Genomic DNA, 11,572 nt, shown 5'->3' with positions numbered 1-11,572 from the left:
TTTTGACACAGCCAGGGTCGAGAGCAGGAACGGAGAACACGTCCGCCTCCATGCATTGCCGCCTTGAGGCGAACAAACGGAAAGCCACCCACAGACGACAGTTGGGGCAGTACTTCGGCGTATCGCACCTTCGAATCTCCCGAACCCCGCCGTTCACCCGTTCGCCCAACCCCCTACGATTGCCCGCTCCGCCGCGCCGCCACCGTCGCCAGCGCCGCAAAGTCCTTGTCGCCGTCGCCGTGGCTGATCGCGTCGATGAAGTTGTCGCGCAGGATGCCGGCGAAGGGCATCGGCACGCCGGCGGCTTCGGCGGCGGCGAGGACGAGGCGGACGTCCTTGGCGCCGAGGCGCATGGTGAAGCCCGGCGGCTCGTAGCGGTGTTCGGCGATCAGCGCGCCGTAGCCCTTGTAGACCGGCGAGGCGAACAGCGTGTTGGTCAGGAGGTCGAGGAGGGAGGCCGCCGAGACGCCGTGCCCCTCGGCGAAGGCCGCGGCCTCGCCCATGGCCTCGATCGCCGAGATCAGCATGAAGTTGCCGGCGAGTTTCACGGCGTTGGCGCGGTAGGGCTCGGGGCCGAAGCGCCAGGTCTTGGTGCCCATGGCGTCGAGTAGCGGCTGCACCTTGGCGATGGCGGCCTCGTCGCCGGCCGCGACGATGTTGAGCGCCGCGGCCGCGGCGGCATCGGGCCGGCCGAAGACGGGGGCGGCGACGTAGGCCACGCCGGCCCGTTCGTGGATCGGCGCGAGTTCCTGCGCGAGCGCCACCGCGATCGTCGACATGCTGACATGCACCATTGGCCTCTCGGGGGCGTCGAGCAGGCCGCCCTCGACGATCACGGAGCGGAGCGCCGCGTCGTCGGCGAGCATGGTGATGGCCGCGTCGCCCCGGAAGGCTTCGGCTGGCGTTGCGACCGGCGTTGCCCCCGCGATGCCCTGGGCGGCCTCAGACGAGCGGTTCCAGACGCGCACATTGTGGCCCGCCTTGACGAGGTTCGCGGCCATGGCGCGGCCCATGCGGCCGAGCCCGAGAAATCCGACGTCCATGTTTCGCCTATCCGTCAATGCGTGTTGAGGAAATCGACGGCCAGCGCGTCGAAGCGCTCGGTCGCCTCCATGTGAACGAGGTGGCCGACGCCTTCGATGACCTCGGCGCGGCCGTTGCCCATTTTTTTCGCGAGTTCCTTCGCGTGCATCGCGTTCTCGCCCATCGCGGCCCGCAATTCTGGCGGCGCGTAGGGCTTGCCCGGGGCGTTGTGGTCGTTGGCGCCCATGATGAAGAGGGTCGGCGCGGCGATGTAGGGGATCTCGTGCACCACCGGCTGGCCCCAGATCATCTGGTAGGAATTCACGAAGGACTGCAGCCAGCGCGGATACTCGCCTGAGCCCTTCACCCGTTCGCGGGTCGAGACGAACGGCTCGATCGCCGAATCCGGCAGCGAGAGCGCGTAGCTGGTCTTGAGCTGCTGGCGGTAGGCGTCGGCGGTGAGATCGCCCTCGCGCTTGAGCAGCATCGCGTCGGAGACCGGCGGGACCGGGATGCGGTAGTCCTCAAGACCGATCGGCGCCTCCAGCACCAGGCTGTTGACGCGCGCCGGGTAGCTGCGCGCGATCCGCACCGCGAGCATGCCGCCCATGGAGTGCCCGATGACGTCGACGCGGTTCAGGCCGAGCCGGTCGAGCAGGGCCACCGTGTCGGCCGCCATGGCGTCGAAGGTGAAGGCGCCGACGGGCTTGGAGGATTTTCCGAAGCCGAGCTGGTCGGGCACGATCACCCGGTATCCGGCCGTCGTCAGGGCCTGGATCACCGGGAGCCAGTAGCTCGATGGGAAATTGCGCCCGTGCAGCAGCAAGACGCTGCGCCCGTTGGCGTTTCCGGCTGCCGGCACGTCCATGTAGGCGAGGCGCTGGGCCTCGCCGTCGCGGGTCAGGGGCAGGTAGCCGACCGGATACGGATAGGCGAAGCCTTCGAGCGCGATGCCGAGCGGCGTGTCCGCCGCCGCCACGGGGCCGTCCTGCGCGCCGGGTGCGGAGGGAGCGAGAAGGGCGAGCAGGGCGAGGGTCGAGGCGAGGCGCATCGGGACTCCGGAGGGCGAGCGCGGGCGGGCCGCGACCGGGAGATAGGGCGCCGGCCGGTACGGCGCGGGGCCGGAGACCTTCGTGAAAGTCATGACTGTCACACCGCTCTCGTCATGCTGACGCCGACAGTCCCGGTATTCGCCGGGATACGCACCGGGAACGGCGTCGTCGGCGGCCGAACGCCGGCCATGGCCAAAGCCGCCACCGCCCTGGCTGCTGTCCGGATGTTGCGATGCACCCCGGCGCGGTTTCGTGCGTTGCCGTTTCGAGCGGGCATCCTGATCTAACTTAGAGTTGCATCCATGGATATCGATCTGACCGGCAAGAGCGCCCTCGTCACCGGATCGACCGGCGGCATCGGCTATGCGGTGGCGAAGGAGCTGGCCAAGCTCGGCGCCTACGTCGCCGTCAACGGGCGGACCGCCGAGCGCGTCGACGCGGCGATCGCGCAGCTCAAGGAAGAGGTCGCGGGCGGCCAGTTCATCGCCGGTGTCGGCAGCGTGAGTTCGGCCGAGGGCGTCGCCGATTTGGTGGCCGGACTGCCCAAGGTCGACATCCTCATCAACAATGCCGGAATCTTCGAGCCCAAGCCGTTCTTCGAGATCGAGGACGGCGACTGGCAGCGCTTCTTCGACGTCAACGTGATGAGCGGCGTGCGGCTGTCGCGGGCCTATGCGCCCGGCATGGTCGAGCGTGGCTGGGGCCGCGTCGTCTTCATCGCGAGTGAGTCGGCGATCAACATCCCGTCCGAGATGGTCCATTACGGGATGACGAAGACGGCCCAGCTCGCGGTCAGTCGCGGCCTCGCCGAGACGGTCGGCGGCAGCGGCGTCACCGTGAACAGCGTCCTGCCCGGGCCGACCCTGACCGAGGGCGTCGCCGATTTCCTGAAGTCCATGGGCGGGGCCGGCGCCGATCTCGAGGAGACCGGAAAAAGCTTCATTGCCGAGAACCGGCCGACCTCGCTGATCAAGCGGCTCGCGCGGCCGGAAGAGGTCGCGAGCATGGTCGCCTATCTCTGCACCCCCGCCGCCAGCGCGACGACGGGCGCGGCCCTGAGGGTCGACGGCGGCGTGCTGCGCGGCATCGCCTGACGAGCCAGGCCAACGGGTGCCGCGACACTGAGGAGCGCGCCGGCCGCATGCGGGCCGGCGCTGCTCCGCAGGAGGGTTTCCCCGGCCTGGATCAGGCCTTCAGGTGCGCGGCGAGGTGCTTGTTCATCTCGAACATCGAGCACTTGTCCTTGCCGAAGACCTTCTTCAGCTTTTCGTCGGCGACGATCTCGCGCTTGTTCTCCGGGTTCTGGAGATTGTGCTTCTTGATGTGCTCCCAGACCTTGCTGACGACTTCGCCGCGGGCCAGCGGCTTGTCGCCGACGATGGCGGCGAGTTCGGGCGAAGGCTTGAGCGGCTGCTGAAGCGCGTTCGGCTTGGCGGCAGCCTTGGGCGCCGCGACCTTCTTTGCGGTCTCAGCCTTCGGCGCAGCGGCCTTGGTCGGTGTCTTAGCCATGGATTCCCTCCGTTCGGCGCTTACAGCGCGGACATCCTGACGGGCCCGCCCCGAAGGCGCGTAGCAGCAACAACTAGACGGTGACGCCGTCGTTCCAAGAGCGGAATGCGTCCGCGCCTGTGCCATCCACAGGTGCGGGTCCGTTCGGGAGATCGTCTCGCCGCTCTCGGAGGGGGGAAGTCGTCACCGGCCGAAAGCTGTTCCGCGTCCCACCCGGCGAGGTCAAGCCGAAATGGCCGGCTTCCCCTTGGATCGGTTGGATTTTTCTCGATTTCGGCAACCTGACGGTGCGTTTCGCTGCCTCAGGTCGATGACCCGACCCATCCCCGGTCGTCGCGGCATGCCCGCAAGGCCGGCCCCCACGGGGCGCAGGACGGCGTGGCCGGTCCGGATTCTAACCCACGCCAGTCCCATTCGAGCCTGTCGCATCCAAGCACGTCTTCGAGATGCGGGAGTCCCCCGCCGCGCATGCCGCGCCCTCCGGCGACGCGCCGGGTACCCATTTTGCCCGAAAGCCCTCTATCTCCCGGCCATGTCCCCGACCGACCTGCCGACCTCCCTCGATACCGTCGCCCATGTCATCCAGGTCGCGCTGACCCCCGTCTTCCTGCTCGGCGGCATCGCGACCCTGCTCAACGTGTTCGGCAACCGGCTCGCCCGCGTCGCCGACCAGGCGCATGACTTGTCCGACCGGATCGGCTCGGCCCCCCGATCCGAGCGCGACCGCATGCTGCTGCGAATCGAGTCCCTGCGGCTGCGCTCCCTGATCCTCGATGCGGCGGTGATCCTCTGCACGCTCGGCGGTGTCGCGGTCTGCGGTGCGGTGCTCACGCTGTTCGTCGGCGCGCTCCGCGACGCGACGGTAGCCGACGTGCTGTTCGCATTGTTCGGCCTCGGCATCCTCTGCACGCTCGGCGCGCTCACGCTCTTCGGCGTCGAGATGCTCCTGGCGAGCCGGAGCCTGCGCCGACGGCTCGACCTGCGGCAGGCAGAAGCCGAACGCAAAACAGAATCCTGAAACGAGCTCGGCAGTCTGAACCGAAGGGACACACTTGCCATTGGATTGGTGGCCAGTAGATTGCGCACAATCGCAGTTTTCGGGCTGCGGATCCTGCGATCGTGAGTTTATCCTGCTCCCGCCGCGCCTATCGGGAGTTGTAAGTGCCTCGCTTCTTTTTTGATGTGCACGACGGCGTCGACATTCACGACGAGGTCGGCCGCGAGTTGGCGGACAGGGCTGCCGTCCGGGAAGAGGCCCTGAGCGTGGCCATCAAGCTCCTCGCCGCGGAGGCTTCCGACTCGAAGGAGACTACATTGGTGCTCACCGTGCGCGACGAAGCCGGCGAGACGCCGCTCAGGATTCGTCTGGTGAGTCAGATCGAGGAGCGCTGATCCGGGTGGCGGCATCACGCGCCAGTTCGATCAGGATCATGTCGAGCAGCACGCGCACGCGAAACGATGCTGCCGTCCCGAGCAGTTCGCGTGCCTGGCTGCACAAGGCCTCGGTGTCATGATCGGTGTCATCACGGTCCGCGTCCAACGGTCGGTCTCCCCCGTACAACGATGACGTCTCGGTGCACGATCTTGGGTTGATTATAGTCCGGGTGACACGCGGGGCCATTGCCTTGGAGCTTTTGTCGCCTCGGCGACATTTCGCTGCAATGTCCGGGGCCTCCATGAGCCGGTGGCCGGGGAACCCATCGCCGCCCCCGCGCTTTGCCCGCCCTCGTGATCCGTCACCAGGGAACAGCCGATGCCGACCGACTTGCCGACCGAGTTTCCGAACGAACGCCGGCTCAAGCAGCCGGGCAGCCTGGAGCTCGACCCATCCTCCGGTGAGGGCGTGGCAATCGATGAAACCGGTCGCCTGATCGCCTCGAGCAAGGTCGAGGGCACGCCGGTCTTCGACGGAGCAGGCAAGCGCCTGGGCTCCGTCTACAACTTCATGGTCGACAAGGTCTCGGGACAGGTCGCCTACGCGGTGCTGTCCTTCGGTGGCTTTCTCGGGATCGGAGAAGCCTACCACCCGCTGCCCTGGAAGGCGTTGACCTACTCGGTGGAGCTCGGTGGCTACGTCGTCGACATCGACCGTGAAACCCTGGACGGCGCGCCGACGCACGGGCCGGGCGAGGACCCGTTTTCGGATCCGGCCTATGGCGAGCAGCTGGACGGTCACTACGGAGGGCGAAAGGCACCGGCGCTGTAGGCCTGCGGCGGCGGTCGCCCGCCTGTGTCCGCAAAGACGGCAGCGAACGGATCAACCGGACGCCGGCTCGGGCAGAGCCGTGCCGGCGGTCACTCCGAAAAAATCAGAACTTGCCGCCGAGGCCGACGCCGCCGCCGGTCATGGCCGGGGTCATGCCGCCGCCACCGCCGCTGCGGCGGTTGGTGTCGGCGCCCTCGAGGTCTTCGCGGTTGATGCGGCGCGGGCCGGAATCGGCGCTGCGCGTCTCGCCCTTCACGGTCTTGGGGAGGGCGAGCTGCCGGGTCGGCGCGGTGGAGACGGGGTTGCCGTCGTCGTCGACGGCAGTGGTGGTGCGCTCGCGGGCGGTCTTGATCGAACCGCGCATGGAGGGCGGAGGACCGACTTCGCTCTCCGGCATCACGCCGCTGTTGCCGCCAAGCGCGCTGCCGATGGCGTTGCAGCCGCCGAGCGCGGCGGCGAGGAGCGCCACGGCGCAAAGTCTCGACGGAAGGGACATGGGCTGAAGGATCCTCGAAGAAGCCACCTGCGTATCCGGCGGGCTAGACCGTGTTCCGGGCACCTCTAAGACCAGGATTGGGCGAAAAACAGACATTGTGCTGCCGGCCGAGGGCCTTCCCGGGATTGTCCGCTGCGTTTTGCGGGGCGTCCGTACGGTTTTGCACGGGCGTTGCATCGTTGCGCCACCGCGGCGCGCGGTCCGATTCGGCCATCGGGCGGACGGCCGGCCCGCCATCGTCCGGCTGCCGCCGGTCCATATCTTCGCCCAGGTCGGCACGGATGAAGCAGGTTCGGGTGGTCAGCGCATCGTCGCAGGGTTAACCCACCGTTAACGAAGCCGGCCGAACCTCAGCAGCGTGTCGACGTTGGCGTGGGTGGGGCGAAGATCGAGGTAGACGGGTGCTGAGACTGATCCGGACGATCGCATCGCTGACGATCGCCCTCGGTTCCCTGGCGACGACGGCGAATGCCGGAGAGACCGGTGCCGCGGGCCGGCCCGAGACGCCCGCCAGCACGCCCGCGACCCCGCAGGCCCAGCAGTCGCCCGCCGCACAACCCCCCGCCGCGCCGCCCTCCGTCCCGCAGCCCACCGGCTCCGCGCCTGCCGCGACGCCGATCGCGCCCCCGGTTGCCGCTCCTCCTGTTGCCGCTCCTCCTGCAGGCACGGCGACGGCGCCGAGCAAGGGGACCCCCGCGCTGGTCCTCGACACCGAGGATTACGAAGGCCTGCTCGGGAAGAGCGTGCGCGCCCAGAACGGCGACGACCTCGGCCGGATCATCGACGTGATCATCGACCGGGACGGCCGCCCGCGCGCCGCGATCATCGATTTCGGCGGCTTCCTCGGCGTCGGCTCGCGCAAGATCGCCGTGGATTGGCGCGTGCTGAAATTCGTCACCGAGGGCAAGGTCGGCCGCATCACCCTGGCGCTCAACCGCAACCAGGTTCGCGTCTCGCCCGAATACAAGACCGGCGAGCCGATCGTCGTGCTCGGCGCCTCGGGTGTGAGCGCGCCGCAGGCCGAGGGCGATCCGCCCGCCGCCGCGTCGCCTCAGGACAAGGCGGCCGTGGCCGACAAGCCCGGCACCCCCGACAAGGCGGTCGAGAAGCCGGAGAAGGCGCCGGATAGATGATGGCGAACCGCCCCCTGGAGAGACGCGCCATCGGAACGCGCGACACGGCCCGGCCGGAACCGCGCGGACGCGGCTCCCGCCCGGCGCTGCGCCGCGACGCCTCGGTGGGCGGGCCGATCCCGGAGGCGCCGGCGCCGTCGAAGTCCAGCGGCCGGGGGCTCGACGCCTTCACCTTCTTCATCGCGAACCTGCAGACCGGCTTCGGCCCGTTCCTCGCCGTCTACTTCACCCAGCAGAAGTGGACGCAGTCCGATATCGGCCTCGCGCTCACCGTCGGCGGCCTCGTCAGCCTGCTGGGCCAGGTGCCCGGCGGCGCCTTCGTCGACGCCTCGCGCTCGAAGCGCTTCGCCGCCGCCTTCTCCGCGATCTTCGTCGGGGCCAGCGCCGTGATGCTCGCGGCGTTTCCGAGCTACCTCGTCGTGCTGCTCGCCATGGCGATCCACTCGGCCGCGAGCTGCGTGCTGACGCCTGCCATCGCCGCCATCGGCATCGGCATGGTCGGCCATGCCCGGGCCGGCACGCGGCTCGGCCGCAACGCGAGTTTTTCCGCCATCGGCAACGCGCTCGGCGCGGCCTCCATGGGTGCGATCGGCTACTACCTCACCAACGACGCGGTGTTTTATTTCGCGGGCGCCCTGGTGGTGCCGGCCCTGTTCGCCCTGTCCTTCATTCCGGCGCGGGCCGTGGCCGAAGTCTCGCAGCCGGAGGCCGGTGCCGACGACACCGAGGGCTCCGGCTCGGTGAAGGCGCTGCTCACCAACAGGGCGCTGCTGTGCTTCGCCGCCTGCATGGTGCTGTTCTTCCTCGCCAACGCCGCGATGATGCCGCTCGTCGGCAGCGTGCTGACGCTGCGCGCCAGCGAGACCGCCACGGCGCTGGTCGCCGCCTGCATCATGGTCCCGCAGGCGGTGCTGGCGCTGACCGCGCCGCTCGCCGGCCGCCTCGCCCAGAGCTGGGGCCGCAAGCCGCTGCTGCTGATCGGCTTCGCGGCGCTGCCGATCCGCGGGCTGCTCTTCGCCTATGTCGACAACCCGTACTGGCTCGTCGCCATCCAGGTTTTCGACGGCGTCTCGGCCTCGGTGCTCGGGGTGATGGTGCCGCTCATCGTCTCCGACGTCACCCGCAAGACCGGCCGCTTCAACCTCGCCCTCGGCGCGGTGGGCACGGCGATGGGGCTCGGGGCCGCGCTCTCGACCTCGCTCGGCGGCTACATGGCCGACAGCCTCGGCAGCCACACCGCCTTCCTCGGCCTCGCCATCGTCGGCGCGCTCGGCACCGTCCTCGTGGCACTGGTCATGCCTGAGACCCGCCGGCCCGCGGCCTGACCGCCGCGAAAAAATCACGCTGCGGCGGACGACGTGCTCAACTCGGGTTCAGGTTCCGGCTTTATGCTGGCAGAATCTCTGGCCGGTCGAAACATCGGGTGACGCTTCGCGTTGCGTTCAGGGGGCCCCCTTGCGTCGGGGGCCGTTCTCCTCCAGCGCTGACGCAATCGATCGAAATCGGGACGAACGATCGCGATGGAAGAACTCCACCACTACGCGAACAGGCCGTTCGCCTTCGTCGGGCGCTATCTCCGGCGGCGCCTCCTGCCGCATCTGGTGATCCTGTTCTCGGTGCTCGGCGCCGTCAGCTTCTCGGTCTCGACCGACTGGGCGCTGAAGGGCGTGGTGGATTCGCTGAGCAAGGGCCCGGCGTCGGGCTACGTCTGGACCGCGCTGATCGTGCTGATCGCCTTCATCGCCGCCGACAACCTGCTCTGGCGCGTGGCGGCCCTCGTCGGCGCCTTCACCTTCGTCGGCGTCACCGGCGACATCCGCCGCGACCTGTTTCGCCATCTCACCGGGCACTCGCCCTCGTTCTTCGCCGACCGCCAGCCCGGCACGCTGGCCTCGCGCATCACCGCCACCTCGAACGCGATCTTCACCGTCGAGAACATGGCGACCTTCAACGTGATGCCGCCTTGCGTCGCCGCGACCCTGTCGATCTTCTTCATCGGCACCGTGAACCTCACCATGGCGCTGGTGCTCGCCGGCATCTTCGGCGCCGTCGTGCTGCTGATGTTCAAGATGGCCTCGGCCGGCAAGCCGCTGCACCACGACTTCGCCTCGAAAGCCGCATCGGTCGACGGTGAGATGGTCGACCTCGTCGGCAACATGAGCCTGGTCCGCGCCTTCTCCGCCTTCCGCCGCGAGCAGCACCGCTTCGAGGGCACCATCGGCACCGAGATGCGCTCGCGCCGCTCCTCGCTGCTCTACCTGGAAAAGCTGCGCATCACGCACGCCTTCCTCACCGTCGTCTCGATCCTCGGCCTGCTCTACTGGGTCATCAAGATGTGGGAGGCGGGCGACGCCACCAACGGTCAGGTCGTGCTGGTGACGACGCTCGGCATCCGCATCCTCGCCGCCACCCGCGACCTCGCCGTGGCGCTGGTGGACGCCACCCAGCACACCGCCCGCCTCTCCGAGGCGCTGCACACCCTGCTGCAGCCGCACGACCTCGTCGACCACCCCGAGGCCGTGGCGCTGAAGGGCACGACCGGCGCGGAGATGACCTTCGACCACGTCGCCTTCAAGTATCCCGACGGCCGCTCGGTCTTCTCGGATCTCAACCTGACGATCCAGCCGGGCCAGAGCGTCGGCCTCGTCGGCCGCTCCGGCGGGGGCAAGTCGACACTCTTTTCGCTGATCCAGCGCTTCTACGAGCCCGTCGGCGGCAAGATCCTGATCAACGGCCACGACATCACCCTCGTGACGCAGGAGAGCCTGCGCGAGGCGATCACCGTCGTCCCCCAGGACGTCTCGATGTTCCACCGCACCTTGCGCGAAAACATCCGCTACGGCCGGCCGGACGCGTCGGACGAGGACGTCTGGAAGGCCGCCGCCGCCGCCCATTGCACCGACTTCATCGAGGCGCTGCCCGAGGGCTTCGACACCATCGTCGGCGACCGCGGTGTCAAGCTCTCCGGCGGCCAGCGCCAGCGCATCGCCATCGCCCGCGCCATCCTGAAGGACTCGCCGATCCTGCTCCTCGACGAGGCGACCTCGGCGCTGGACGCCGAATCCGAGGAGGCGATCCGCCACGCGCTCGCCAACCTGATGCAGGGCCGCACGGTGATCGCCATCGCCCACCGGCTCTCGACCCTCAAGGACTTCGACCGCATCGTCGTCCTCGACGACGGCCGCATCGCCCAGGACGGCTCGCCCGAGATGCTCACCCACAAGGAGGGTTTTTATCGCGAGCTGATGAAGAAGGAATCGATGTCGATGTCGCTCGCGGCGGCGTGAGCGCGCGCCGCGCGACAGCCCGATCTCAAGCCGGGAGCACGACCACCTTCGTCTTCACCGGCGTGCGGGCATAGAGGTGGATCATGTCCTGGCTCAGCAGGCCGACGCAGCCGCTGGTGATGCCGCTGCCGATCGTCTCGGGGTCGCTCGAGGCGTAGATCGTGTAGAGCGTGTAGGCGCCGTTCTGGTAGAGATGCAGCGTGCGGGCGCCCAGCGGGTTGTCGAGCCCGCCCGGCATGCCGCGGGCGTATTTGGCGGCCTCGGGCTGGCGCTTGATCATCTCCTTGGGCGGCGTCCAGGTCGCCCATTCGGACTTGCGGCCGACATAGGCGTCGCCGTGCCACAGGAACCCGTCCCGGCCGACATTGGCGCCGTAGCGGGTGGCCGCCCCGTCGCCCTCGATACGGTAGACGTGGAACCTGGCCGGATCGACGACGATCGTGCCGGGCGCTTCCGTGGACGCGTAGGGCACGACCCGCCGATAGTATTTCGGATCCATCTTGCTGATGTCGGCGGCCGGAATCGGAAATTTCTCGTCCGGCATCGGCCCGTAGACCTGCCGCGCCTCGGCGAGCAGCAGGGTATCGGTGGTCGAACACCCGGCGAGCCCGAGCGCCCCGAGACCGACGGCCGTGCCGCCGAGGAAGGACCGGCGGTTCAGCAGAATGGGTTGGCGCCCGGACGGGACGGCGGCTTCGGCCGCGCCGCTCTCGCTTGTCTTATCGTCCCACATCATGACCCTGGGATCCCCTGTCCGGCACCCGACGCGTGCGCCGACGGCCCTTCGTGCGTCCTGCCACATTGAGCGTGCTGATCGGCAGCGTTGCCCGCACGTTCGGCTTTCCCCGTATGGGACCGACTGTGCG

At 68.8% G+C, this 11,572-nt stretch carries 13 protein-coding genes; 7 read left to right on the top strand and 6 right to left on the bottom strand.

Going from position 1 to position 11,572, the window contains the following annotated elements:
• Positions 1-173: 173 nt before the first annotated feature.
• Positions 174-1,043: an NAD(P)-dependent oxidoreductase gene (locus tag MFF07_RS19190; protein WP_238232639.1), complete on the bottom strand. Its 870-nt coding sequence runs from the start codon at positions 1,041-1,043 to the stop codon at positions 174-176.
• A 14-nt stretch (positions 1,044-1,057) separates the two neighbouring features.
• Positions 1,058-2,074 carry an alpha/beta fold hydrolase gene (locus tag MFF07_RS19185; RefSeq protein WP_283206832.1) on the bottom strand — a complete coding sequence of 339 codons (1,017 nt, stop codon included), beginning with the start codon at positions 2,072-2,074 and terminating at the stop codon, positions 1,058-1,060.
• Between the two features lie 303 nt (positions 2,075-2,377).
• Between MFF07_RS19185 and MFF07_RS19180 the strand changes: the two genes are divergently transcribed.
• Positions 2,378-3,169 (top strand): SDR family NAD(P)-dependent oxidoreductase, encoded by a 792-nt coding sequence (locus tag MFF07_RS19180; protein WP_238232638.1) that lies wholly within the window; start codon positions 2,378-2,380, stop codon positions 3,167-3,169.
• A 91-nt stretch (positions 3,170-3,260) separates the two neighbouring features.
• Here MFF07_RS19180 and MFF07_RS19175 read toward each other — a convergent pair whose 3' ends face one another.
• Positions 3,261-3,584, bottom strand: a complete 324-nt coding sequence (locus MFF07_RS19175) for an SWIB/MDM2 domain-containing protein (RefSeq protein WP_147077948.1) — start codon at positions 3,582-3,584, stop codon at positions 3,261-3,263.
• A 532-nt stretch (positions 3,585-4,116) separates the two neighbouring features.
• Here MFF07_RS19175 and MFF07_RS19170 point away from each other — a divergent pair.
• Both MFF07_RS19170 and MFF07_RS19165 read left to right on the top strand, forming a co-directional pair.
• Complete coding sequence (locus MFF07_RS19170) at positions 4,117-4,602, top strand: DUF2721 domain-containing protein (RefSeq protein WP_147815277.1); 486 nt, start codon at positions 4,117-4,119, stop codon at positions 4,600-4,602.
• 143 nt (positions 4,603-4,745) lie between these two features.
• Complete coding sequence (locus tag MFF07_RS19165) at positions 4,746-4,976, top strand: DUF6894 family protein (RefSeq protein ID WP_147815275.1); 231 nt, start codon at positions 4,746-4,748, stop codon at positions 4,974-4,976.
• Here MFF07_RS19165 and MFF07_RS19160 read toward each other — a convergent pair.
• Positions 4,939-5,124: a hypothetical protein gene (locus tag MFF07_RS19160; RefSeq protein WP_147815273.1), complete on the bottom strand. Its 186-nt coding sequence runs from the start codon at positions 5,122-5,124 to the stop codon at positions 4,939-4,941. The genes MFF07_RS19165 and MFF07_RS19160 overlap by 38 nt on opposite strands.
• A gap of 225 nt (positions 5,125-5,349) precedes the next feature.
• Between MFF07_RS19160 and MFF07_RS19155 the strand changes: the two genes are divergently transcribed.
• Entirely contained in the window at positions 5,350-5,790 is a 441-nt protein-coding gene (locus MFF07_RS19155; RefSeq protein ID WP_238232643.1) for a PRC-barrel domain-containing protein, read from the top strand.
• Between the two features lie 103 nt (positions 5,791-5,893).
• On the opposite strand, the gene MFF07_RS19150 is transcribed toward MFF07_RS19155, so the two are convergent.
• The gene (locus tag MFF07_RS19150) at positions 5,894-6,286 is read right to left on the bottom strand and encodes a hypothetical protein (protein ID WP_147815271.1); all 393 of its coding nucleotides are present in this window, start codon (positions 6,284-6,286) and stop codon (positions 5,894-5,896) included.
• Positions 6,287-6,687: 401 nt separating this feature from the next.
• Between MFF07_RS19150 and MFF07_RS19145 the strand changes: the two genes are divergently transcribed.
• From MFF07_RS19145 to MFF07_RS19135, 3 genes are all read left to right on the top strand, one after another.
• Positions 6,688-7,419 (top strand): PRC-barrel domain-containing protein, encoded by a 732-nt coding sequence (locus MFF07_RS19145; protein ID WP_238232637.1) that lies wholly within the window; start codon positions 6,688-6,690, stop codon positions 7,417-7,419.
• The gene (locus tag MFF07_RS19140; protein ID WP_238232636.1) at positions 7,416-8,744 is read left to right on the top strand and encodes an MFS transporter; all 1,329 of its coding nucleotides are present in this window, start codon (positions 7,416-7,418) and stop codon (positions 8,742-8,744) included. Before MFF07_RS19145 ends, MFF07_RS19140 begins: the two co-directional genes overlap by 4 nt.
• A 195-nt stretch (positions 8,745-8,939) precedes the next feature.
• Positions 8,940-10,706, top strand: coding sequence for an ABC transporter ATP-binding protein (locus MFF07_RS19135; protein ID WP_238232635.1), 1,767 nt, complete (start codon positions 8,940-8,942; stop codon positions 10,704-10,706).
• 25 nt (positions 10,707-10,731) lie between these two features.
• On the opposite strand, the gene MFF07_RS19130 is transcribed toward MFF07_RS19135, so the two are convergent.
• Positions 10,732-11,442 carry a L,D-transpeptidase gene (locus MFF07_RS19130; RefSeq protein WP_238232634.1) on the bottom strand — a complete coding sequence of 237 codons (711 nt, stop codon included), beginning with the start codon at positions 11,440-11,442 and terminating at the stop codon, positions 10,732-10,734.
• Positions 11,443-11,572: the final 130 nt, after the last annotated feature.

This window comes from Methylobacterium thuringiense, from assembly GCF_022179645.1.
In the GTDB taxonomy this organism is placed as follows: Bacteria; Pseudomonadota; Alphaproteobacteria; order Rhizobiales; family Beijerinckiaceae; genus Methylobacterium; species Methylobacterium thuringiense.
The sequence above is the reverse complement of the archived record's forward strand: the minus strand, read 5'-3'. Positions and strand labels throughout refer to the sequence as shown.